The organism is Streptomyces coffeae (assembly GCF_016741875.1).
Taxonomy (GTDB): Bacteria; Actinomycetota; Actinomycetes; order Streptomycetales; family Streptomycetaceae; genus Streptomyces; species Streptomyces coffeae.
In genome coordinates, this window is record NZ_JAERRF010000004.1 from 316,876 (window position 1) to 339,462 (window position 22,587).

The window sequence follows — 22,587 nt, forward strand, 5'->3', positions numbered from 1 at the left end:
CAGCCCAGCACCCGCAGCCTCAGCCCAGCACCCGCAGCCTCAGCCCAGCACCCGCAGCCTCAGCCCAGCACCCGCAGCGCCGGCACCAGCGTCACCAGCAGCGGTACGACCGGGACGAGCACCGCCGCGGCCGTCAGCCGCCAGCGGCGCCCCACCGCCATGCGCGAGGCGGGCGCCAGCAGCCGGTCCACCCGCTGCGGCACCTGGGCGAGACCGCTGGGGCAGGGGCCGAACACCCCGCGGTCCTCGTTGAGTTCGACCAGCGCCAGCGCGGTGGTGGTCCGCCCGAAGCGGCGCGAGGCGGAGTCGTCGGCGGCCAGCTCCACCAGCCGGTGCACCTCGTCACGGAACGCCGCGAAGACCGGCACCTGCGGGAAGCCGCCGGCCAGCGCTCCCGAGCAGTGCTGGAGCCAGTGGTGCCGGGCGCGCGCGTGGCCCTGCTCATGGGCGATGACGGCATCGAGCCGACGGCCTTTGAGGCGGCGCAGCGCGGCGGTGGTGATGACGAGTCGGGGAGTGGCGCCCGGCAGCAGCCAGGCGTCGGGCCGGTCGCTCTCGAGTACGACAAGACGGTCCCCGGAGGGCTCCTCGCCGGGCAACGCCGGGGAGCGGACGAGGAGTTCGGCCCGGTGCCGCTTGCGCGAGGCACGGCCGCGGCCGATCTCGCGGGTGAGCATCACCGCGCTCCACACCGCCCCGGAGGCGAGCGCGAGGGCCACCGGCGCGGCCCACGGCCCGTAGCCGCTGAGCGCGTACGCCTCCACCACGCCGTGGGGCGCGGCCGCGAAGACATTCCCGCGTACGGCCCCCGAGGCGGCCGCGGCGGTGAGCGCCATGGTGAGCGCACAGCACAGCAGCACGGCGACGACGACGCACTGCCACACCCAGAGGGCGAGTACAGGTTCGCGGTCGACCCAGTCGGAGCGGGACAACAGGCGTGGCGCCATTGCCGCCGCCAGTGCGCCCAGGCCCATCAGTACGAGCGGGACCATCATGGCCGTCACCCTATGGGCGCGGAGTCGGGCCGGGGTACGGTCCCGCGGGCGAAGTGACGCACACCACGGCGCGTCCGCGCATGGTTCAGAGCGTGAGGAGCATGGCGAACATCCCGATCGCCATCGAGAGCCTGCACGCATGGCCCAGCTCGGGCCGCCGCGACCAGGCGACGGGGCGGGTGCCGCGGTGTGCGCCGCCGTCCGCGCCGCTGTCCGTGAGTGGCACCAGCCGCAGCCCGCAGCGCACCACATAGACGGCGAAGTAGGCGAGCAGCGCCCCGGTGAGCAGTGGTACGCCCGCGGCCATCCGCCCCTGCGCCATGGCACCGGCGTGGTCATGGCCGCCGGTGGTGCCCGGTGCCATGACGAGCGCCGTATAGACCATCGCCAACGCCCCTATGGCGTGGTGCAGATGGTGTCCGGACCACCCCGCGCCCCCGCGCACCGCCAGCAGCGCCCGCGCCGCCGCGACACCGAAGACCACCGCGAAGGCGGGCGGCCCCCAGGGCCGCGGATCCAGCACGGCGGACGGCACCGCCATCACCGCCATCCCCCAGCCCATCAGCGCCTCGGCCCCCGCACCCCGCCGCCCCGCGCCCGGTGGCTCGCCCCGCATCCGCACCAGGCAGTACGCACCGCTGGCCGCGCACAGCACCACCAACAGCCAGCCGGCGAGCGGCGGTCCGTGCACAGCACACCTCCCGGGACGGATGTGTACCGGCAGGATTCCCCGGCCCGCTCCGGACTACGGGAGCGCACAGGCGCAGTGGGGGAGCGCACCGAGGGCATCCGGGCCACGCGCTACGGTGCGGCGGATGGAGAGGAACCGCCGGGTGAGCCACCCCGTCCACCCCGACCACGACGTCCACCCCGTCCCCGACAACCACGACAACCACGACATCCACGACATCCACGACGAGATCGAGGCCCGTCTCATCGCCCTGGTCGAGGGGCGGCTGAGCCGGGACGCCGCCGACCGGTGAGCCGCCCAGTGGCTCACCGATGACACGCTCGCCCTGGACGAGCCGAGCCGCTGGGCGCTGGAGCTGCTGTACGGGGTCGACCTTCCCGGGCCGGACGGCTGCCCGCTCCATGACGACGCGCAGATCCGGGGCTGGCTCGCGGAGTTCCGGCGGCGCCGGGGTGTGGCACGGTGAACACGCTGCCCATGGATCACCGAAGGAGAGCCCGTGTCGAACCCCCCGCTTCCCGAGGCCGCCGTCGCCATGCTGAAGAAGGCCAACAGCGCCGTCATCGCCACGCTGCGGCCCGACGGCCAGCCGGTGTCCACGGCTACCTGGTACCTATGGGACGACGGCCGGATCCTGGTCAACATGGACGAGGGGCGCAAGCGGCTCCAGCACATCCGCGACGACCCACGGGTGACCCTCACCGTGCTGGACGAGCACAACTGGTACACCCACATCAGCGTCATCGGGCGCGTTGTCGAACTGCGTGAGGACACGGACCTGGCCGATATCGACCGGCTGGCCCGGCACTACATCGGCCAGGACTACCCGCAGCGGGACCGGGCCCGGGTCAGCGCCTGGATCGGGATCGACCGCTGGCACGGCTGGGGTGAGATGAAGGACAGCGGCCAGCCCGGCTGACCCGTACCCGTACGCCCTGTCGCGGGCACGGGCCCACCCCTGCCGGTGTCAGGGCCGGTAGCGCAGCGGATGGTCCTCCGGGACCTCCACGACCGTGATCCGCACGCCGTCCGGGTCTCCAGACCACAATGACTCTGTTATTAGCGCACACTCAGGCTATGACAGTCCTACGCCCACATTCACGACATCGCAGAAGCCGCGGGCCAGACCGGATGGAAGGCGTGGGCGTACCCGGTGTCGGTGGACTTGCTGCTCGTCGCGGCATGGCGAGGGATGCGGACGGTGCGGCGCGACGGCAACGCCTGGCTGTGGTTCCTCGTCGCGATGGCTGCGAGCCTCAGCGCCAACATCATGACGTCGGGCGTGATGGACCTGACCGAACCGCCGAACTCCCTCCGTGTCATCGTCGCGGGATGGCCGGCGGTGGCGTTCCTCGGGGGCACGCTGCTCGTCCACTCGCGGCCGACGTCGGGGGAGGAGTGTGAAGCACCCGCGGAGATGCCACAGGCGGCTGCCTCAGAGCCTCCCGCGCCTCCGGTGGAGGAAGAGCGGAGGAGCGCGCGGAAAAGCCTCACGGGACCGTTCTGGTGTCATACGCGGACGCTGCTGAGGCGCTGGGCGTCGCGGAGGGGACCGTCCGCGGGTGGGCGTTCAACGGGCACGTCCGAAGGCATCCGGGGCCGACATCGACCACGGTCCGCGTGGACTTGGCCGAGTGCAAGACTTATCAAAGCCGTCGACTCGTCGGCGCGTGAGGAGAACTGATGGACCAGCGCCGGCCCGTTGGCGACCGCCAGACCTCATGACCGCAACACCGCAGCCCCCGTCGGGATTCCGGCGGGGGCTGTTGCGTTTCGTATCAATCCGTCAGTCCGGACCGCTTCGCCATGGCCAGCAGATCCGGTCGGCTGCGCTGGTGCATGGTCCATAGCACCCGCAGCACCTCCCGCGCCATCGGGTGGATCTCCGCCATCTGCGGAGCCACCTGGTACGCATACTTCAGCGCCTCTTCCGCTCCAACAAGGTCCTTCGTCGCCAGTCGGGCACGGGCGGTGTCAATGGCCAGCCGTCCGACGCGCGACGGTTTGAGACCAGCGGGAGGGTTCTTCAGTAGCGGAGCCGCCACTTCGGCCGCCTTGTCCGGCGCGTTGAGCTCGATCTGAGCCGCAAGGGCATACAGCTCCGTGTTGCCCGGCCCGAATGTGAGGTTGTGCTGAAGTATGTCGGGCCCGTTGATGTGCTCGGCGAGTGCTCGCGCCCTCCGCACATGATCCGCAGTTGCGTTCTCATCCTTGTGTCGGGAGGCAAGGACAACGCCGCGCAGGTGGAGAGAGCCGAGGTGGACGACGTGCTCCAGCCCGTCTCCGGGCGCCGACTCATAGCGCGTGATCGCACGTTCAATGATCGCCATGCCGTCGGCGTATTCACCGGCTGACTGGTAAGTCCCGGCTTCATTCCACGCTGCGGCAGCTTCGGCCGACGGGTTCCACGTCTGCTGAGCCGCCCACGTCTGACGACTGACGATCATGTCGGCCAAGTCGGGCTGGCGGAATCGGTGTGCTACGGCGTACGCGCAGCTATAGACGTCAGCGACGTGGCTCCATGCAGTGGCGTCCCCGTCTGACTCCATGGCGGCTGCTGTCGACTGACCGAGAAGCGGGGGGAGGAGTCGGAGCAGCCCGAGATAATCCGTGTCCGCGCGCAGTTGAGCGGCCTTCCGGAGCGACGCCGTGAGCTCGTCAGGGGGCGGTACATCTTCCCGCGGAAGGGTGTGTCGTCGGACGACTGTGCGTAGTCCGTTCAACAGCTCGTGCTGTGTGGATGGTTCGGCGAAGGGGTCTCCATAGATTCTCGCCGTCGTCACGCTCAGTGCCGCAGCCGCCGACGCCACGAGCGGGGGAGTGGCTGGCCTAAGACCTGTCTCGATCTTGCTCAAGTAGGAGAGTGAGATACCCATTCTCCGTGCCAGAGCTGCCTGATTGATCCCGCGCACCTTGCGCAGAACCCCGATGTTCTCACCCGCTGACGGTGTGCTGTGCATGCCTCCAGGCTCCCACGTGAACTCCCGTTCGTCCGCCCCTCCAGGGAGATCTGGCGGCCCGTTGTGCAACTTTTGTGTGAACTGATCACAGTCCTCGCGTAGTTACCTGAACACAGACGGCAACCAGGATGACCGAGGAGCGGGACGGTGGACGACGGTAAGCGCGCAATCGCATACATCTACGACCGAGAGATCACCAGCGCGGACAATGCGGACCCGCGCATCACCATCTGTCGCGCGTACGCCGCGGAATTGGGCTGGCAGGTGGCCGGTCAGTGGGTGGACCGCGGAGAAAACGCCGTGAGTCCTCGTCGCCGCGCGTGGGTCGGCATGCTGGCCGCGATGGAGCACGAGGCGCAGGGTGCGCAGCCTGTATGCCTGGTCGCGAGCTGGGACCGGATCGCCAGGGACGACATGGTACGCGCGGAGCTGCGCCAGATGGTGAGCAAGATCGACGGAGTATGCGTCTCGGTGGTCGACGGGATGTCGGAGGACGACTTTTCGTCGGCGGTGCGTCATGTCTGACGATCTGACGTACGAGGACGAAGCGCGGCTGACCAGCCGGACGGTATCCATGCTGCTAGCCGACCCCTTCAGCTCGTTCGGTGACATCAAGGCGGCCACCGTCACCATGCAGCGCGCTCTAGACGATCTTGTAATGGTCGCCGAGAGCCGTCAGCGGCAGCTCGACCGCCTCACGGACGGCCCCGCGCAGCACCCCGAGTAGAAGCCCCTGTCTGTCGGCGTCATGGGGGCGTCACGGCAGACAGGACCGGCCCGGTCGCGTCACGCGTACTCCCACCCGGGCCGTAGGTGGTGGTCCGCTCTCCCGCCCTGCCTGCGGGCCACCACCTCCCCAAAGCTCCGCTCGCTGGACGCCTGAATCCCCGTCCGGCGTGCGGACGGCGGGGCCCCGGCACGGACGTCACACTCCGCCGGGGCTCCGTCCGGCAAGTCCAATGACCTCATCCCGGTCGCACGCTTGGAGGCCAGCAACCGGGACGAGGGCGGCGCACCACCAACTGAGAAGAGGTACGCGCATGAGTAACGGTACAGCTCTGTTGCTGTCCGCCGAGGATCGCGCAGTCGTCGCAGACACGGTCATGACCAACAACCCCGACATGGGGGCCGATCTGGCCGGCCGCATCGTCGACGAGGCTACGAAGTTCGTGGCGGCCGTCGCGAACGCTCCGGAACCGCTCGCGCCCTCCAGGGTCGTCGACGAGGGGTGGCACGCGCTGATCCTGAACACCCGCGTCTACCAGCGTCTGTGTAAGAAGGTCGGCCGATTCGTCCATCACACGCCGGAGCGCCCGGACCCCGACAACCGCGACCCCGAGTCACTGACGAAGACGCAGCAACGGATCATCGCGGCGGGGTACACCATCGACGACGCTCTATGGCTTGCGCCGTCCGACACGTCCGTCCCCGTTGCTGCGAGCTGTCAGCACCGTCCCGCAGACCCGGAAGGCACCTGCACCGGGGATCCGGACGGGGACGGTCCGAGCGGGCCGAACTGAGGAAGACCTGACGGGCAGTTCCGGCCGTAGCTACCATCATCACGGGAGGTGGTCATGTCGATACAGTGGGTAGACCCAAAGCGAGCGGGGCTGGTGGCGCTCGTCGACAAGCTACAGCGGGCGTCGGATCCGCAGCGCAAGAGCGCCTGCGGCTGCACCCGGAAGCGCGGCCCGCGGATGGTGGCGACAGTCGTTGTCCACGGGGGCGTTGCGTACGCCGTGCCGTGCAACAGCTGCGGAGGCAAGGGCATCGTCCCGTAGATCAGTGAGCAACCCAACAACGGCCCCGTCCGTGCGCTGTCCCCCCCGTGGCGCCGGGCGGGGCTTTGCTGTGTCCGCTGCTAGACCCCTGGCCGGTAGCGAATCGGATGATCCTCTGGCACCTCGACGATAACGATTTTGAGTCCGTCCGGGTCCGCGATCCACATCTCGACCAGCCCCCACGGCTCCTGGACCGGCGGGCGCAGCACCTCCACGTCCCGCGCGGCCAGCTCCTCGTACGCCGCCGCCGCGTCCGCGACCTGGAGCCACAGCTGAAGGCCCGGCGCGGGCGGGGTGTCGGAGCGGCCGGAGAGCTCGAGGAAGCCGCCGCCCAGGAAGTAGACCGTGCCGCGCTCGGGGCCGGTCCCGAACTCGCGGTAGACCGCGAGCCCGAGCGCCTCGCCGTAGAACGCCCGGGAGCGCTCGGGGTCCGTCGGCCGCAGCAGTGTGCGGCTGCTCAGTACGTGCACCATGTCCGCGACCCTACGCATCCGATGCGGCGGTTCCGCGGGCCCGCGGCGCGTTTCACGCCGTGTAGCGCGCCGCCCGCCGGATCTCCGGGAAGTCGGTGGTGCCGCCGTCCAGGCCGAGGCCGCGGGCCAGCTTCAGATGGTCGGGGGTGTTCACCGTCCAGCCGATGACCTTGAGGTCGGCGGCATGGGCCCGCTCCACCAGCTCCAGGGTCAGCCTGCGGATGTTGAGCACCAGCATCCCGGCGCTCACCGTCCGCGCCCGGTCGATCACGTCCAGGCCGTAGCGGCTGGCGACCAGCGCGGTGCGCACCTCCGGCAGCAGGGTGCGGATCTCGGCGAGGGCCTCGTCGTGGAAGGAGATGACGTCCACCCGGTCCAGCAGATTGCGCCGGGTCATGACCTCCGCCAGCGCCCGCGCGGCCGCCACGTCCTTGATCTCGGCCTGGAGGGGGGCCCGCACCGCGTCCACGACCTCCTCGAAGACCGGGATCCGCTCGCCCTCCCCGGCGTCCAGCTCGCGCAGCTCGGCGAGGGTGCGGTCGCTGATCGGCCCGGTGCCGTCGGTCGTCCGGTCCACCTCGGCGTCGTGCATCACCACCAGCGCGCCGTCCTTGCTGAGGTGCAGGTCCAGCTCGATGACGTCCAGACCCTCGTGCTCGGCGCGAACGAACGAGCGCAGGGTGTTCTCCGGCTCGACGCCCATCACTCCACGGTGTCCGATGGTGAGAAAAGACAAGGCTGTCTCGCTGTTCTGTCGGCCGCTGACGGGGGTGGTGGCGGCGGGCTGCCCGGACGGGCGCACAGCCTAACGGCCGACCGTGACAGGAAGGCTGAAGCACGGCCGGGGCATGGGCCGGCCCGTATGGGGCAGGAAAAACAGCGGTACCACGGGTGTGAGGCAGGACAATTTCCGGTAACACCTCTTGAGTGAAGCAAGCGTCCCTGGATACCGTGGGATCACGATAGTTTCTTCGGCGAAGGAGAGGTCATGACGGAAATCCTTTCGTCCGCCATAGCGGACGGTGGCGTTCTGCCTGCGGAGCGTGTTGTCGAGCACCCGGCGTGGCCGGCTCTGAAGGATGCTGTCGAAACGATTCGCCCGTGGCAGTCCAAGGACGGTTCGATCGACTTCGACGCCGAGGGCGCGCCCTCCCGGGCCACCGCGGCGGCCGCCGCCGATCGGGTGATCAAAGCGATCGAGGAGCTGGCCCCGCTGCTCCCGCACAACGCCGAGTACCACCGTGCGCTGGTCGCCGATCTGCGCCGCTGGGCCGACGGCGGTTTCGAGGTGCCCGACTTCCTGGACTCGCTGCTGGCCTTCCAGCCCGCCCAGGGGCGGACCGACGGCCGCCAGCACCTGGTCGTCTTCCCCATGTACACGCAGAACGGCAATCCGAACCGCAATCTGGAAGCCGTCGTACTGCGCATGGTCTGGCCGGACTGGCTGGCCGAGCTGGAGCGCACCCGCTATGACAACCCGCTCTACCTCGGCCTCGCCTTCGAGGACTTCACCGCCGGGTACGACACCAACTCCGCGGTGCTCTTCCCGGAGACCATCGCCGTCCGTGAGGCCCCCGAGCGCTTCAGCTGGGGCGGGATCTTCTGCGACCGCGAGGCCGCCCGCTTCCGCCGGGTCAGCGAGGCCGCCGTCCGCGCCCTGGGCATCGAACTCCCCGAGGACATCGCGGAGATGCTGGCCGACCAGCACCGCTGCCAGGAGGCGTTCGCCCTGTGGGACATGGTCCACGACCGCACCCACAGCCACGGTGACCTGCCCTTCGACCCCTTCATGATCAAGCAGCGGCAGCCGTTCTGGATGTACGGCCTGGAGGAGCTGCGCTGTGACCTCACCGCCTTCAAGGAGGCCGTGAAGCTGGAGGCCGAGGGTGTCGCCCAGGCCCGCGACGTCCAGTACGCCGTGATCTTCGACCGGATGTTCCGCTTCCCGGTCACCGGCGACCGCGTCCGCAACTACGACGGCCTCGGCGGCCAGTTGCTCTTCGCCTACCTCCACCAGCACGACGTCGTACGCTGGACGGACAACACCCTGCACATCGACTGGTCCCGCGCCTCGCAGGTCACCAATCAGCTGTGCGGCGAGATCGAGAAGCTCTACCGCGACGGTATCGACCGCCCCAAGCTGGTCCACTGGTTCAAGGCGTACGAGCTGGTGTCCACCTATCTGGCACCGCACCCCGGCTCGGTATGGGCCAAGGGCCCCGACGCCCTGGACCTGACCCAGCCGCCGCGCAAGCTCGTCGACGACGTGCTTCCCGACGAGTTTCCGCTGAGCATGTTCTACGAGGCCCTCGCCAAGAAGCTGCGTGACGTGGTTGCCTCCACCAAGGGGATCACGGCCGACGCCGATGTGCGGGTGGCCGCGTGAGCCCCGTCGGCGGACAGACGGACGGACACGCGGCAGGAAAGACCGAGGAGGCAACGACCATGACCACACCGACGTCGAGCCCGACCCCCAACGAGCCGGGCGGCAAGGGCCCGCTCGAGGGCGCGGTCGTGGCGGTGGCGGGGGCGGCCGGCCCCGCGGGCCGCGCCACCCTGCTCCGGCTCGCCGAGGCCGGAGCCACCGTCGTGGCCTCCGACGCCGACCCGGCCCGGCTGGCCGAGGCGGTGGACGCCGCGCGTTACGCCCATGGTGGCGCCACCGTCACCGGCGACACCGTGGACCTGCTGGACCTGGGGGCGACCCGGGAGTGGGCCGACCGCACCGAGAAGGAGTTCGGCCGGGTCGACGGCCTGGTGCACCTGGTCGGCGGCTGGCGCGGCAGCAAGACCTTCGCCGACGCCCCGCTCGCCGACTGGGACACCCTGCACAATCTGCTGATCCGCACCGCCCAGCACACCTCGCTCGCCTTCCACGACGCCCTCCAGCGCAGCGGCAAGGGCCGCTATGTGCTGATCAGCGCGGCGGGCGCGTCCCAGCCCACCGCGGGCAACGCCGCGTACGCCGCAGCCAAGGCCGCCGCCGAGGCATGGACGCTCGCGCTCGGCGACTCCTTCCGCAAACTGGGGGGCGAGGGCGGACCGTCGGCCGCCGCTGTCATCCTGGTGATCAAGGCGCTGGTGCACGACGCCATGCGCGCGGAACGCCCCAACGCGAAGTTCGCGGGCTTCACGGACGCCAAGGAGCTGGCCGAGGCCATCACCGGGGTCTGGGACCGGCCCGCCCAGGAAGTGAACGGAACCCGCCTGTGGCTGACCCCCAAGCCGTGAGGACCGACGCCCGTCGCCATCACGACCCCGAGATACGCGGATTCGCCAGCGACAACTACGCGGGGGCGCATCCGGAGATCCTCGCCGCGCTCGCCCTCGCCAACGGAGGCCACCAGGTCGCCTACGGCGAGGACGACTACACCGCGCACCTCCAGTTCGTCATGCGCAGCCACTTCGGCCCCGACGCCCAGGCGTTCCCGGTCTTCAACGGCACCGGCTCCAATGTCGTCGCCCTCCAGGCCCTCACCGACCGCTGGGGCGCCGTCATCTGCGCCGAGACCGCGCATATCAACGTCGACGAATGCGGCGCCCCCGAGCGCGTCGGCGGGCTCAAGCTGCTCACCGTGCCCACCGAGGACGGCAAGCTCACCCCCGACCTCATCGACCGCCAGGCGTGGGGCTGGGACGACGAGCACCGGGCGATGCCACAGGTCGTTTCGATCGCCCAGAACACCGAGCTGGGCACCGTCTACACGGTGGACGAGATCCGGGCCATCTGCGACCACGCCCATGAGCGGGGGATGAAGGTCCATCTGGACGGGGCCCGGATAGCCAACGCGGCCGCGTCCCTGGATGTGCCGATGCGGTCGTTCACCAATGTGGCGGGCGTGGACATCGTGTCGTTCGGCGGCACCAAGAACGGCATGCTGTTCGGCGAGGCCGTCGTGGTGGTCAACCCGGACGCCGGGCGCGCCATGAAGCATCTGCGCAAGCTGTCCATGCAGCTCGCCTCCAAGATGCGGTTCGTCTCCGTCCAGCTCGAGGCGCTGCTCGCACGCGATCTGTGGCTGCGCAACGCCCGCCAGGCCAATGCCATGGCCCGACGGCTGGCCGACGGCGTCCGCGAGGTGGACGGGGTGAAGATCCTCTATCCGGTCCAGGCCAACGCGGTCTTCGCCCGGCTGCCGCACGATGTGAGCGAGCGCCTCCAGAAGCGGTACCGCTTCTACTTCTGGGACGAGGCGGTCGGCGATGTGCGCTGGATGTGCTCCTACGACACCACGGAGGAGGACGTCGACGGCTTTGTCGCGGCGCTGAAGGAAGAGATGGGCAAGGCATAGCGCCGGGCGATCGACGTATGAGGGGCGGGCCGCTGAAAGCGGCCCGCCCCTCATACGTCGTGGTGAGGGCCTAGCGTCCGCGGTCCAGGGTCAGCGCCTCGGCCGGGGTGGGCGCCGTACCGCCGAGGTGGGCCGGGACCCACCAGGTGTCGTCCGGGCCCTTCGGCCGCACCGGATACGCCCGCTGCGCCGCCTCCAGCAGCTCCTGGACCCGGCCCCGCAGCCGCTCGGTCAGGGTGTCCGACGGCTCGCTGGGATCGGCCTCCATCGGCTCACCGACCCGCATGGTGATCGGGAAGTGGTTGCGGCCCAGCGCCCGCTTGTGGCCCTTGGTCCACAGCCGCTGGGTGCCCCACAGCGCCATCGGCAGCAGCGGAACGCCCGCCTCCTGGGCCAGCCGTGCCGCGCCGGACTTGAAGTTCTTCAGGGTGAACGAGCGCGAGATGGTCGCCTCCGGGAAGACCCCGATGATCTCGCCCGAGCGCAGTGCCTTCAGGGCGTGCTTGTACGCGTCCAGACCCGCCGCCCGGTCCACCGGGATGTGCTTCATGGCGCGCATCAGCGGTCCGGACACCTTGTGCCGGAAGACCGACTCCTTCGCCATGAACCGCACCAGCCGCTTCGACGGAAGGGCGGTCAGCCCGCAGAAGACGAAGTCGAGATAGCCGATGTGGTTGCTGACCAGAACCGCGCCGCCCCGCTGCGGGACATTCTCGGTGCCCTTGATGTCGAAGCGCAGATCCAGCGCCTTGAACATCGTGCGGGCGACGCCGACGACCGGCGGGTAGACGAGCTCTGCCATAGAGGGACCCTTCGTCGATGTTCCGGGGAGGGCTCTCCCGGCGGAGTTACGCGGCCGTAGGTTTGCGGCTTCTGCCAGATGCTGCCCGATGTCGGGTTCTGGGGCTACCGCGCGGCACGGCCCTGCCGGGAGATCCTCATCACGTCCGGAATCTTCGTGGCTGCGGGAACGCTGTATGAGGGACGGCCCACGGGCGGCCGAAGAACGGGTGAAGGAAGGACGGCCAGGGTGCGCGACGCGGACCGGAGCGGGCGGCTGAGCGCCGCCGAGCTGGGCGGGGAGCTGGGGCGGCGGGCGACGCTCGTCCAGTTCTCCAGCGCCTTCTGCCAGCCCTGCCGGGCCACCCGGCGGACGCTGGACGAGGTCGCCGCGATGGTGGACGGCGTGGTCCACCTCGAGATCGACGCCGAGGCGCATCTGGAGCTGGTGCGGGCACTGGACGTGGTCCGGACCCCCACCGTGCTGGTGCTGGACGCCTCCGGCCGGATCGTCCGCCGCGCCTCCGGACAGCCTCGCCGGGCCGATGTCATCGCGGCGCTGGGTGATGCGGTGTGACGACCCCCATCCCGGCCCGCACTTGACGGTGTGCTCCGGGCATCGTCAGGGTGAACGTCATGCGGCCTGGACTCCTTCTCTACGGACCCGTGCACGTGGATCTGCTGCGGACCGCGGGCGCACGCTGTCCGGGCGGGTGAGCGACGACGAATCAACGGCTCCCCCCGCTCGTACTCTCCCGCAGAAGGGCACCTCCATGACGGCAACGCCCGCACTGGGCACGCCCCGGCTCGCCGCGTCCGAACCCCCCTCCGCCTTCTCCGACTTCTCCGCTGCCGCCGACCCCTCCGCGCTGCTCCGCTCGGTCTTCCGGCGGCATGCGGCCGGGGTGGCCGTGATCACCGCGTGCGGCGAGAAGCCCGTGGGGTTCACCGCGACCTCGCTCGCCTCCGTGGCCGCCGAGCCCCCGCTGCTCTCCTTCGGTGTGGGCACCGCCTCCTCGAGCTGGCCGGTGATCGCCGAGGCCGGGCATGTCGGGGTGCACATCCTGGGGGAGCACCAGCGGGAGCTGGCCGAGACCTTCGCCCGCAGCGGTGCGGACCGTTTCGGGCCGGGCACCGGCTGGCGCCCGGGGCCTGAGGGGGTGCCGCTGCTGGACGGGGTGCTGGGGTGGCTGGTGTGCCGGGTGGCGGCCCGGATACCCGCCGGTGACCACCATGTGGTGATCGGCGAGGTGACCGCTGGGGATCCGGCGGGGGCGGGCCGTCCGCTGCTGTACCACCAGGGTCGCTTCAACGCACTTCGGGACTGAGAAGTCCCCGCTGATCGTCCGTTGGCAACGTCACAGTTCATACGGCTTGCGAACCGGGAACGAGCTGGGTGTACTGGCGAGTAATATTTCGTTCGGTGCAGGGGGCCGCCCCGACCGGGAACCGAACGGATACCGCCCCCGAAGGCGCCTATGCTGCCAGCACAAGGCAGCCCGGAAGAGACGATGCAGTAGGAGAGCCGGCGTGAGCTTGAGGATCGTTGTCTGTGTGAAGTACGTGCCCGACGCCACCGGCGACCGGCACTTCGCCGAAGACCTGACTGTCGACCGCGACGATGTGGACGGCCTGCTCTCGGAGCTGGATGAGTACGCGGTCGAGCAGGCGCTCCAGATCGCCGACGAGGCGGACGACGCGGAGATCACGGTGCTGACCGTGGGTCCGGAGGACGCCAAGGACGCGCTGCGCAAGGCGCTGTCCATGGGGGCGGACAAGGCCGTGCACGTCGAGGACGACGATCTGCACGGCACCGATGTGCTGGGCACCTCGCTGGTGCTGGCCAAGGCCGTCGAGAAGACCGGTTACGACCTGGTGATCTGCGGTATGGCGTCCACCGACGGCTCCATGGGTGTCCTTCCGGCGCTGCTGGCCGAACGCCTGGGCGTTCCCCAGGTCACCCTGCTGTCGGAGGTCTCGGTCGAGGACGGCACCGTCAAGGGCCGCCGCGACGGCGACACGGCCACCGAGCAGCTCGAGGCGTCGCTCCCGGCCGTGGTGTCGGTGACCGACCAGTCGGGCGAGGCCCGTTACCCGTCCTTCAAGGGCATCATGGCCGCCAAGAAGAAGCCGGTGACCTCCTGGGACCTGGACGACCTGGAGATCGACGGGGACGAGGTCGGTCTGGACGGTGCCTGGACCGCGGTCGACTCCGCCACGGAGCGCCCGGCCCGCACCGCGGGCACGATCGTCAAGGACGAGGGCGAGGGCGGTAAGCAGCTCGCCGAGTTCCTGGCCGGCCAGAAGTTCATCTGAGCCGCGCCGTCCTACCGCCCCCGACATCTCGCATTTCGCAGGAGAGCGATTCCCATGGCTGAAGTCCTCGTCTATGTCGACCATGTGGACGGTGCCGTCCGCAAGCCCACCCTGGAGCTGCTGACCCTGGCCCGCCGTATCGGCGAGCCGGTGGCCGTGGCCCTCGGCGCCGGTGCCGAGGCCACCGCCGCCACCGCCGCCGAGTACGGCGCGGTCAAGGTCCTCACCGCCGATGCGCCCGAGTTCGCCGACTACCTGGTGGTCCCGAAGGTGGATGCGCTGGAGGCGGCGTACCAGGCCGTCTCCCCGGCCGCCGTGCTGGTGCCGTCCTCCGCGGAGGGCAAGGAGATCGCCGCCCGGCTCGCGCTCCGCATCGGCTCCGGCATCATCACCGACGCCGTCGACCTGGAGGCGGGTGACGAGGGCCCGGTGGCGAGCCAGTCGGTCTTCGCCGCCGCGTTCACCACCAAGTCCCGGGTCTCCAAGGGCACGCCGGTCATCACCGTCAAGCCCAACTCGGCCGCCCCGGAGGCCGCTCCGGCCGCGGGCACCGTGGAGCCGCTGAGCGTTTCCTTCGGTGACCAGGCCACCGGCACCAAGGTCGTCTCTCGCACCCCGCGCGAGTCGACCGGCCGTCCGGAGCTGACCGAGGCCGCGATCGTGGTCTCCGGCGGCCGTGGTGTGGGCGGCGCGGAGAACTTCCCCGTCGTCGAGGCGCTCGCCGACTCGCTGGGCGCCGCCGTGGGCGCCTCGCGCGCCGCGGTGGACGCGGGCTGGTACCCGCACACCAGCCAGGTGGGCCAGACCGGCAAGTCGGTCTCGCCGCAGCTGTACATCGCGGCGGGCATCTCCGGCGCGATCCAGCACCGCGCCGGTATGCAGACCTCGAAGACCATCGTGGCCATCAACAAGGACGCCGAGGCCCCGATCTTCGACCTGGTCGACTACGGCGTGGTCGGCGACCTCTTCGAGGTCGTCCCGCAGCTCACCGAAGAGGTCAAGTCCCGCAAGGGCTGATCTCCGCCGAGCCCGCCCGTGGGGCCCCGTACGCACACCGCGTACGGGGCCCCACGGCTGTCGTCGCGCGTTCCCGCCCGCCGGGCGCGGGTGTTGACCCGCCCCTGCCGCCCGGATACGTTCATTCAACGAATTGTTGAAAGCGTGGATCCGTGCGGTCGAGGCGTGGAGGTGCGGGAATGGTCCGGCGCGAGACGGTGGAGACCAGCCTTCCGGGTGCGGTACGCGAGGGCATCGCGGCCTCGCTCGCCGCCGTCGACGCCGAACTCGCCCGCCGCTACCCCGGCGACCCCGGCACCCGCCAGCCCGTCCACACCGTTTACGTCCCCGCCGACGCCTTCGCGGCCGACACCGTCCGCTCCTGGGGCGACCAGGCGCTGGCCGCCCTCGACGAACACGCCCCCGACGCCGCCTCCTTCGCCGCCGTCCTCGGTCTCCCCGGTGAACTCGCCGAGCCCGTGCACCGCCGGGTGCGCGCCAAGCTGGAGCGCGAACCGGTCGAGGATCTGCGCATCGACTTCGAGGACGGCTACGGCCCACGTCCCGACGCCGAGGAGGACGCGGCGGCCGCCCGCGCCGCCTCCCTGGTCGCCGCCGCCCACGCCGACGGCACCGCGCCGCCGTACCTCGGTATCCGGATGAAGTGCATGGAGGCCGCCGTCCGCGACCGAGGCATCCGCACCCTGGACATCTTCCTCACCGGGCTGATGAACTCCGCCGGACTCCCCGACGGCCTGCTGCTCACCCTCCCCAAAGTCACCTATCCCGAGCAGGTCACCGCGATGGCGCGGCTGTGCGAGGAGTTCGAGCGGGCCCGCGGACTGGCCCCGGGCCGGATCGGCTTCGAGATCCAGATCGAGACCACCCAGGCCGTCCTCGGCCCCGACGGCCGCGCCACCCTCGCCCGGATGATCGACGCCGCCCAGGGGCGCGCCACCGGACTGCACTACGGCACCTTCGACTACAGCGCCGCCTGCGGGGTCAGCCCCGCCCACCAGTCCCTGGACCACCCCGTCGCCGACCACGCCAAGGCCGTGATGCAGGTGGCCGCCGCGGGCACCGGCGTCCGGCTCTCCGACGGCTCGACCAACGTCCTGCCCATCGGCCCTGCCGAGCGCGTCCACGACGCCTGGCGGCTCCACCACCGCCTCGTCCGGCGCTCCTTGGCCCGTGCGTACTACCAGGGCTGGGACATGCACCCCGGCCATCTCCCCACCCGCTACGCCGCCGTCTACGGCTTCTACCGCGAGGGCCTGGAGGCCGCCGCGGAGCGGCTGTCCGCCTATGTACGGCGCGCGGGCGGCGCCGTGATGGACGAACCCGCCACCGCCCGCGCGCTCAGCGGCCATCTGCTGCGCGGCCTGGACTGCGGGGCGCTGGACGCCGCCGAGGTCGAGCGGCTGACCGGACTGGCCCGCGCCGAGCTCGACGCGCTCGCCGGTCGCGCCCCGGGGACGTCCGCGGGCTAGGGTCCGTCTTCACAGGGGCGTCCGGCCGCGAGCGGCGTCTGGTGCAGGGGGCACCTCCCAGCGGTAGCTGGGGGAAGATCGCAAGGCGGAGGATCGCCCTCGTGCTGGGCGTACTCGGGCGACTCCGACAACGCGGCCGGGGGCACCTCCCAGCGGTAGCTGGGGGCGCCGTGCCAGGCGTCGGGAGCAGGGCGGCCCCTGTGAAGACGGGCCCTACCCCGGCGCGGCTCCCGGAACACCTCCGGCCACCCCTCGCCCGTACCCCCGTTCGCCCGTCATCCGGACGCCTGACCCGCCCGGCCACATCTGCTCACCCGGACGTGTCACCCGGGATGCGGCACCGCCGGGGAGGGCCGGAGATGGTGGCATGGCGAGCGCCCATGACGACCCGCCGGGTACGCCCCCGCCGGAGCCGTCCGCCCCGGCCGGGCGGGACGGCGCCGGGGCGTGGCCGCGGGGGCCCGGACAGCTCGTCAGAAGCACCCTCTCGACCCTGCTGATCCTGCTGGCCTGTCTGCTCGTCCCGGCGTCGGTGCTGACCGTATGGGTCCACGACAACGTCCTGGACACCAACCGCTTCGTGGCGACCGTCGCCCCGCTCGCCACCGACCCGGCCATCCAGGACACCGCCGTGCAGCGGGTCGGCGAGGCCGTCGACATGCGCCGCAACAGCCAGGAGTTCACCGAGGACGTCGCCGACTGGATGCGCGCCCAGGGCCTTCCGCCGAAGGCCGCCGACACCGTCGAGGGGCTGGCCCCGCAACTGGACTCCGCCCTCGACCGGGCGGTGCGGAAGGTCGCCGCGCACATCGTGCACAGCGAGCAGTTCGCCGCGGTGTGGACCGGTGCCAACCGGGCCGCCCATACCGCCGTCGTGGACGCCCTGACCGGCAAGCGCCACGGACCGGTCGGCGTCGAGGGCGACACCGTCGTGCTCAACGTGGGCCCCGCCGTGGACCGGGTCAGACACCAGCTGATGTCCGCCGGGTTCCCGTCCGCCGCGGGCATCCCCGACATCAACCAGAAGCTGATCCTCTTCCACTCCGACCAGCTGGACACCATCAGACGCTCGGCCCGGCTGCTCGACCTGGCCGGGAACTGGCTCCCGCTGCTGACCTTCACCCTCGGCGGCACCGGCGTACTGCTCGCCCACCGGCGCCGCCGCGCCCTGGCCCGCGCCGCCCTGGGCGCCGCGGCCGCCTCGCTCCTGCTGGTGCTCGCCCTGGTCGTGGGCCGCCGCTACTACCTGGACCATGTACCGCCGAGCGTGCTCTCCCGGGCCGCCGCCTCGGCCATCTTCGACACCGTGGTGCACTTCCTGCGGGTCACCGTGGTCACCGTCCTGGTGCTCTGCCTCGTGGTCGCCCTCGGCGCGTATCTCGCCGGGCCCGGACGGCTGCCGCGCGCGGTGCGGGGCACCGCCGAGCACGCCGCCGACACCGCCGCGCGCTGGGGCGCCGCCCACGGGATGCGCACCGGACGGGCCGGGACCTGGACGGCGGACCACCGGCGGGGGCTGACCATCGGGGCCCTGCTGGTGCCGGTCGGGGTGTTCGCCCTGGGGAACCACCCCACCGTGCTCACCGTGGTGTTCCTGGTGCTGATCCTGCTGGCCGCGCTCGCGGTGATCGCCCTGCTGGCCGCGACCGGCCGCACCGGCGGCGCCGGCCGCGGCCGTCTCAAGGGCTGAGGCGCCGAGGCCCCATGAGGTCCCGGCCGGGCCTCAGGTGAGGATCAGCACGATGAAGATCAGGCAGGCCGCGATATTGACCACCCAGCTGTGACTGTTCAGCCACTCCCGCAGCCGGGGCATGGCCTCCCGCGCCCGGTTGCCGAAGAGCAGATAGACCAGCAGCGGCAGCGCGGCGATCAGCACGGTGAGCCCGATGAACGGCAGCGCCTCCACCAGACCCGCGTCATGCTGCTCCAGCGAGGCGCCCACGGTCAGCATGACCGCGATGTCGGACGGCATACAGAGGATGATCAGGAGCCCGGTGACAAACGCCTTGCCGGGACCGGCCTCCATCAGCGTGCCCAGCCACTTCGGCGGCTCCACGGTCTCGCGTTTCACATAGTTCTTCACCGCGGCCGCCATCAGCAGCCCGACCAGCACCAGTTGGAGCACGGTGGCGGCCGACCCGGGCTGCTCGGGGCTGCCCGGGGACACCGCGTTGCCCAGCAGCGCGAAGATCCCCCGGGTGAGGGCGACTCCGGCCGTCGTCGCGATCGCCACGCCCAGCAGGAACGCCAGCGAGACACGCACCGGCCGCCGCGTGGTCACGAGGATCACATCGGCCACGATCTGCGGACCCGCCATCATGGTGATGGCGAGCGGAAGGATCTGGAGCTCCATCGGCCGCCCTTCGTCTCTCCACTCCCCATTCCCACGCACCCGCGCCCGTCCGGCATCCGGGCTTGCGCCGACCGGGGCGGTCCGGTCCGCGGACGTAGTCTGGAGATGTGGGCCCGGGTGGGGCCCTCGGGTCCCCCCGGGCGGGCGTGTCCGACGGGAGGCAGACGATGGACTACCCACTGCTGAATGTGTTCTGGACCACGATGTGGATCTTCCTATGGGTCCTGTGGCTGATACTGCTGTTCCACGTCTTCGGCGACGTCTTCCGTGATGACTCGCTGAGTGGCTGGGCCAAGGCCGGCTGGACGGTCTTCGTGGTCATCCTGCCCTTCCTCGGTGTCTTCGTGTATCTCATGGCCCGTGGCAAGGGCATGGGACAGCGCCAGATGGCGCGGGCGGAGAAGGCCGAGGAGGACTTCCGGGAGTTCGTGCGCACGACCGCCGGAACCGGCCGCGCGGAGGAGTTGTCACGGCTGGTGGAGCTGAAGGACCACGGTGACATCACCGCCGAGGAGTACGAGCGGGCGAAGGCCAAGGTGCTCGCCGCCTGAGCCGGGCAACGGACGAGGAGCCGGGGGACGAGACGACGAGGAGCACCGGAGCGAGGGGCGGTTCGAAAGGTGCCGCCCCGAACATCGGTACCGGCGCCGCGGCGCTCAGTAGCGCACCGCGGTGCCGACCTGTGCGGTGATCTTTCCGGAGAGCTTGCGGTGGCTGCGCGCGGCGGCCTTCACGGGGGTGCGCGGCGCGGCCGAGGGGACGGTCACCACCACGGCGTCGACCAGGTCCTTGTCCGCGTTGCGGAAGTTGACCAGGATCGCGTAGGAGGCCGTCTGCTTCCCCGAGTTGGTGACGGTCAGCCGGGTCATGGCCCGCCCCTGGCCGTTGAACGACACCGGGCCCGCCCGCACATCGCGGGTGGCCTCGTGCCCGCCCTTGATCTTGTCCAGTTCGGCCTTGGCCGACGCGGTCGCCGACGCCACGGCGGCGGAGGCCCGGGACACCGCGGACGACGGGGTGCCACCCTCGTCCGAGCAGCCGACGGCGGCCGGCGCCAGCACGGCCATGAGGCTCACCGCGCAGATCGTCCGCGTTGGGCGCCCGCTCATCACGTCTCCCTCGTCCCGGCGGCCGGGGGTCCCGGTCCTCCGCCCCCACCCTGCGGGCGGTCGGCGCACGGAGCAACCGGGGCGGGTCCGTTCAGGAGACGGACGGGGGCAGTTCGCCGGAGCCGCGGGGGATCAGCCGGGTCGGCAGCACGACCCGGCGGGGTTCGCCACCCGCGCCGTCCAGGCGGCGGAAGAGCAGATCGGCGGCGGTACGGCCGAGCTGGGCGGCGTCCTGGGCGACCACGGTGACGGCGGGGGAGAGCAGATCGGCCAGCTCGAAGTCGTCGAAGCCGACGAGAGCCACCGGGGGCGCGGGCGCGGGCCGTTCGGCGAGCACCCGGACGACGGTGACCGTCACCCGGTTGTTGCCCGCGAAGAGCGCGGTGACCCGCTCCGCGCCCTCCAGCGCCGCGGTGGCCGCCGCCCGTACCCGCGCCGGATCGGTCGGGCCGAGCGAGACCCAGGCGTCATGGACCGGCAGCCCGGCCTCGGCCATCGCGGCGCGATAGCCGCGCAGCCGCTCGGCGGCGGTGTGGATGCCCGGCTGGTCGCCGAGGAAACCGATCCTGCGGTGGCCGTGGGCGATCAGATGGGCGACGGCCTCCCGCGCCCCGCCGAAGCTGTCGGAGACCACGGCGTCGGCGTCGATGCGGCCCGCCGGGCGGTCGACGAAGACCGTGGCCACCCCCGCCGCTATCTCCGGGGCCAGATAACGGTGGTCGTGCCCGGCCGGGATGACCACCAGACCGTCCACCCGCCGGGCGCACAGGGCGAGCACCAACTCCTGCTCCCGCTCCGGGTCCTCGGCGCTGGAGCCGTTGATCAGCAGCGCGCCATGGGCACGGGCGACCTCCTCCACGGCGCGGCTGAGCGGACCGTAGAAGGGGTCGGCCAGATCCTCCAGGACCAGGCCGATGCTGGCGGTACGGCCCTTGCGCAGGATGCGGGCGCTGTCGTTGCGGCGGAAGCCGAGCGCGGTGATGGCCTCCTGGACCCGCCGCTCGGTGTCCGGGGTGACCCCCGGTTCGCCGTTGACCACGCGCGATACGGTTTTCAGCCCGACGCCGGCGCGGGCGGCGACGTCCTTCATCGTGGGCCGGGTGCCGTAGCGGTGGGGAGTGGTGCGGCCGGCGGGGCCCGGGGCGGTGTCGGTCACGGTGCGCTCGTCCCGTCGCTGGTCGTGGTGGCGGAGGGGTGTCGAGCATAGCCTCTGGACAACGTTGTCAGCGGCAGGGAAGACTGGTCCCGCACACCCTTGCACCGGGCCCACCAGGAGAGTCGACATCCATGCCATGTGACCTCATCGCCGCACTGGACATCGGCGGGACCAAGATCGCGGGCGCTCTGGTGGACGGAAACGGCACCCCGGTCGTACGGGCCCGCCGCGCCACCCCCGCGCGGGAGGACGGCGCCACGGTGATGCGGGAGGTCGCCGCGGTCCTGCGGGAGATGACGGCCACCGAGGACTGGGCACGGGTGGCCGCCGTCGGGATCGGCAGCGCGGGCCCGGTGGACGCCTCCGTGGGCACCGTCAGCCCGGTCAACATCCCCGGCTGGCGTGACTTCCCGCTGGTCGCCGGGGTCCGGGAGATCACCGGCGAACTGCCGGTCACCCTCGTCGGCGACGGGGTGGCGATGACCGCCGCCGAACACTGGCAGGGCGCGGCCCGCGGCCGGACCGGCGCGCTGTGCATGGTGGTGTCCACCGGTGTCGGGGGCGGACTGGTGCTGGGCGGCCGGGTGCACCCCGGCCCCACCGGCAACGCCGGACACATCGGCCACATCAGCGTGGACCTCGACGGGGACCCGTGCCCCTGCGGGTCGCGCGGCTGTGTCGAGCGCATCGCCAGCGGCCCCAATATCGCCCGCCGGGCCCTGGACGGCGGCTGGCGCCCGGGCCCGGACGGGGACACCACCGCCGAGGCCGTCGCCGTCGCCGCGCGGGCCGGGGACCCGGTCGCGCAGGGCTCGTTCGCCCGTGCGGCACAGGCGCTGGCCGCCGGGATCGCCGCGACCGCCGCACTGGTCGAGATCGAGATCGCGGTGGTCGGCGGCGGGGTGGCGGGCGCGGGCGAGGTGCTGTTCGCGCCCCTGCGGCGCGCCCTGCGCTCCTACGCGACCCTGTCGTACGTCCAGCGGCTCGAGGTGGTCCCGGCGCAGATGGGCACCGACGCGGGACTGGTCGGCGCGGCCGCCGTGGCGGCGCAGGAACGGGGGCTGGACCGGTTCCGCGCTCCCCGGCCCGAAGGCCGGGGCCTCCTCCGGGAATCCCGGTGAGGGCGGGCACCTTGCGCCAGGGGGCGAACTGCTCCTTCGCCAAGGGCGGTGAGAACGACGGGCCCCTTCCCGGG

At 71.4% G+C, this 22,587-nt stretch carries 26 protein-coding genes and 2 pseudogenes; 18 read left to right on the forward strand and 10 right to left on the reverse strand.

The window, feature by feature from the left end; genetic code table 11:
• Positions 1-59: 59 nt before the first annotated feature.
• Positions 60-995 carry a M56 family metallopeptidase gene (locus JK363_RS08510; RefSeq protein WP_201873375.1) on the reverse strand — a complete coding sequence of 312 codons (936 nt, stop codon included), beginning with the start codon at positions 993-995 and terminating at the stop codon, positions 60-62.
• Between the two features lie 85 nt (positions 996-1,080).
• A complete protein-coding gene (locus tag JK363_RS08515; protein WP_201873377.1) occupies positions 1,081-1,686 on the reverse strand; it encodes a DUF5134 domain-containing protein in 606 nt (201 codons plus the stop codon).
• Positions 1,687-1,810: 124 nt separating this feature from the next.
• Between JK363_RS08515 and JK363_RS08520 the strand changes: the two genes are divergently transcribed.
• Both JK363_RS08520 and JK363_RS08525 read left to right on the forward strand, forming a co-directional pair.
• The gene (locus JK363_RS08520) at positions 1,811-1,978 is read left to right on the forward strand and encodes a hypothetical protein (RefSeq protein WP_201873379.1); all 168 of its coding nucleotides are present in this window, start codon (positions 1,811-1,813) and stop codon (positions 1,976-1,978) included.
• Between the two features lie 207 nt (positions 1,979-2,185).
• Positions 2,186-2,605: a PPOX class F420-dependent oxidoreductase gene (locus tag JK363_RS08525; RefSeq protein WP_201873381.1), complete on the forward strand. Its 420-nt coding sequence runs from the start codon at positions 2,186-2,188 to the stop codon at positions 2,603-2,605.
• Positions 2,606-2,653: 48 nt separating this feature from the next.
• Here JK363_RS08525 and JK363_RS42195 read toward each other — a convergent pair.
• Positions 2,654-2,734, reverse strand: a pseudogene (locus JK363_RS42195) (VOC family protein); the annotation flags it as partial.
• Positions 2,735-2,770: 36 nt separating this feature from the next.
• Here JK363_RS42195 and JK363_RS42200 point away from each other — a divergent pair.
• Positions 2,771-3,157, forward strand: a pseudogene (locus JK363_RS42200) (DUF2637 domain-containing protein); the annotation flags it as partial.
• Positions 3,158-3,464: 307 nt separating this feature from the next.
• On the opposite strand, the gene JK363_RS08535 reads toward JK363_RS42200, so the two are convergent.
• Complete coding sequence (locus JK363_RS08535; RefSeq protein ID WP_201873383.1) at positions 3,465-4,646, reverse strand: helix-turn-helix domain-containing protein; 1,182 nt, start codon at positions 4,644-4,646, stop codon at positions 3,465-3,467.
• Between the two features lie 147 nt (positions 4,647-4,793).
• Between JK363_RS08535 and JK363_RS08540 the strand changes: the two genes are divergently transcribed.
• The 4 genes from JK363_RS08540 (at position 4,794) to JK363_RS08555 (ending at position 6,427) form a co-directional block, all read left to right on the forward strand.
• Positions 4,794-5,171: a recombinase family protein gene (locus tag JK363_RS08540; RefSeq protein WP_201873385.1), complete on the forward strand. Its 378-nt coding sequence runs from the start codon at positions 4,794-4,796 to the stop codon at positions 5,169-5,171.
• Positions 5,164-5,373: a hypothetical protein gene (locus JK363_RS08545; protein WP_201873386.1), complete on the forward strand. Its 210-nt coding sequence runs from the start codon at positions 5,164-5,166 to the stop codon at positions 5,371-5,373. The genes JK363_RS08540 and JK363_RS08545 overlap by 8 nt, the downstream gene beginning before the upstream one ends.
• A gap of 334 nt (positions 5,374-5,707) precedes the next feature.
• A complete protein-coding gene (locus JK363_RS08550) occupies positions 5,708-6,166 on the forward strand; it encodes a glycine-rich domain-containing protein (protein WP_236075624.1) in 459 nt (152 codons plus the stop codon).
• Positions 6,167-6,220: 54 nt separating this feature from the next.
• A complete protein-coding gene (locus tag JK363_RS08555; protein WP_201873388.1) occupies positions 6,221-6,427 on the forward strand; it encodes a hypothetical protein in 207 nt (68 codons plus the stop codon).
• 80 nt (positions 6,428-6,507) lie between these two features.
• On the opposite strand, the gene JK363_RS08560 is transcribed toward JK363_RS08555, so the two are convergent.
• Together JK363_RS08560 and JK363_RS08565 are read right to left on the reverse strand one after the other, a co-directional pair.
• Complete coding sequence (locus JK363_RS08560; RefSeq protein ID WP_201873391.1) at positions 6,508-6,900, reverse strand: VOC family protein; 393 nt, start codon at positions 6,898-6,900, stop codon at positions 6,508-6,510.
• Between the two features lie 52 nt (positions 6,901-6,952).
• Entirely contained in the window at positions 6,953-7,636 is a 684-nt protein-coding gene (locus tag JK363_RS08565; RefSeq protein ID WP_201873393.1) for a glycerophosphodiester phosphodiesterase, read from the reverse strand.
• 252 nt (positions 7,637-7,888) lie between these two features.
• On the opposite strand from JK363_RS08565, the gene JK363_RS08570 reads away from it, so the two are divergent.
• Genes JK363_RS08570 through JK363_RS08580 form a run of 3 tightly spaced genes read left to right on the forward strand, consistent with a single transcriptional unit; the run spans position 7,889 to position 11,192 of the window.
• A complete protein-coding gene (locus JK363_RS08570; RefSeq protein ID WP_201873395.1) occupies positions 7,889-9,286 on the forward strand; it encodes a DUF6421 family protein in 1,398 nt (465 codons plus the stop codon).
• A gap of 59 nt (positions 9,287-9,345) precedes the next feature.
• The gene (locus JK363_RS08575; RefSeq protein WP_201873397.1) at positions 9,346-10,131 is read left to right on the forward strand and encodes an SDR family NAD(P)-dependent oxidoreductase; all 786 of its coding nucleotides are present in this window, start codon (positions 9,346-9,348) and stop codon (positions 10,129-10,131) included.
• Complete coding sequence (locus JK363_RS08580; protein WP_201873746.1) at positions 10,128-11,192, forward strand: threonine aldolase family protein; 1,065 nt, start codon at positions 10,128-10,130, stop codon at positions 11,190-11,192. The genes JK363_RS08575 and JK363_RS08580 overlap by 4 nt, the downstream gene beginning before the upstream one ends.
• A 70-nt stretch (positions 11,193-11,262) precedes the next feature.
• On the opposite strand, the gene JK363_RS08585 is transcribed toward JK363_RS08580, so the two are convergent.
• Positions 11,263-11,994 carry a lysophospholipid acyltransferase family protein gene (locus JK363_RS08585; protein ID WP_201873399.1) on the reverse strand — a complete coding sequence of 244 codons (732 nt, stop codon included), beginning with the start codon at positions 11,992-11,994 and terminating at the stop codon, positions 11,263-11,265.
• Positions 11,995-12,072: 78 nt separating this feature from the next.
• Here JK363_RS08585 and JK363_RS42205 point away from each other — a divergent pair, with 78 nt between their 5' ends.
• The 6 genes from JK363_RS42205 (at position 12,073) to JK363_RS08615 (ending at position 18,464) form a co-directional block, all read left to right on the forward strand.
• Positions 12,073-12,549 (forward strand): TlpA family protein disulfide reductase, encoded by a 477-nt coding sequence (locus JK363_RS42205; protein WP_201873402.1) that lies wholly within the window; start codon positions 12,073-12,075, stop codon positions 12,547-12,549.
• A 196-nt stretch (positions 12,550-12,745) separates the two neighbouring features.
• Positions 12,746-13,300, forward strand: a complete 555-nt coding sequence (locus JK363_RS08595) for a flavin reductase family protein (RefSeq protein WP_201873404.1) — start codon at positions 12,746-12,748, stop codon at positions 13,298-13,300.
• A gap of 202 nt (positions 13,301-13,502) precedes the next feature.
• Positions 13,503-14,288, forward strand: coding sequence for an electron transfer flavoprotein subunit beta/FixA family protein (locus JK363_RS08600; RefSeq protein ID WP_201873406.1), 786 nt, complete (start codon positions 13,503-13,505; stop codon positions 14,286-14,288).
• 54 nt (positions 14,289-14,342) lie between these two features.
• Positions 14,343-15,305 (forward strand): electron transfer flavoprotein subunit alpha/FixB family protein, encoded by a 963-nt coding sequence (locus tag JK363_RS08605; protein ID WP_201873407.1) that lies wholly within the window; start codon positions 14,343-14,345, stop codon positions 15,303-15,305.
• Positions 15,306-15,484: 179 nt separating this feature from the next.
• Positions 15,485-16,774 carry a DUF6986 family protein gene (locus JK363_RS08610; protein ID WP_201873409.1) on the forward strand — a complete coding sequence of 430 codons (1,290 nt, stop codon included), beginning with the start codon at positions 15,485-15,487 and terminating at the stop codon, positions 16,772-16,774.
• 367 nt (positions 16,775-17,141) lie between these two features.
• On the forward strand, positions 17,142-18,464 hold the full coding sequence (locus tag JK363_RS08615) for a hypothetical protein (RefSeq protein ID WP_236075625.1): 1,323 nt from the start codon (positions 17,142-17,144) through the stop codon (positions 18,462-18,464).
• A 33-nt stretch (positions 18,465-18,497) separates the two neighbouring features.
• On the opposite strand, the gene JK363_RS08620 is transcribed toward JK363_RS08615, so the two are convergent.
• Positions 18,498-19,127: a GAP family protein gene (locus JK363_RS08620; RefSeq protein ID WP_201873442.1), complete on the reverse strand. Its 630-nt coding sequence runs from the start codon at positions 19,125-19,127 to the stop codon at positions 18,498-18,500.
• A gap of 167 nt (positions 19,128-19,294) precedes the next feature.
• Here JK363_RS08620 and JK363_RS08625 point away from each other — a divergent pair, with 167 nt between their 5' ends.
• Positions 19,295-19,678 carry an SHOCT domain-containing protein gene (locus JK363_RS08625; protein WP_201873444.1) on the forward strand — a complete coding sequence of 128 codons (384 nt, stop codon included), beginning with the start codon at positions 19,295-19,297 and terminating at the stop codon, positions 19,676-19,678.
• A 105-nt stretch (positions 19,679-19,783) separates the two neighbouring features.
• On the opposite strand, the gene JK363_RS08630 is transcribed toward JK363_RS08625, so the two are convergent.
• Both JK363_RS08630 and JK363_RS08635 read right to left on the reverse strand, forming a co-directional pair.
• Positions 19,784-20,236: a hypothetical protein gene (locus JK363_RS08630; RefSeq protein WP_201873446.1), complete on the reverse strand. Its 453-nt coding sequence runs from the start codon at positions 20,234-20,236 to the stop codon at positions 19,784-19,786.
• A 91-nt stretch (positions 20,237-20,327) separates the two neighbouring features.
• Positions 20,328-21,392, reverse strand: a complete 1,065-nt coding sequence (locus JK363_RS08635; RefSeq protein ID WP_201873448.1) for a LacI family DNA-binding transcriptional regulator — start codon at positions 21,390-21,392, stop codon at positions 20,328-20,330.
• A 131-nt stretch (positions 21,393-21,523) separates the two neighbouring features.
• Here JK363_RS08635 and JK363_RS08640 point away from each other — a divergent pair, with 131 nt between their 5' ends.
• Positions 21,524-22,513: an ROK family protein gene (locus tag JK363_RS08640; protein WP_201873450.1), complete on the forward strand. Its 990-nt coding sequence runs from the start codon at positions 21,524-21,526 to the stop codon at positions 22,511-22,513.
• Positions 22,514-22,587 lie beyond the last annotated feature (74 nt).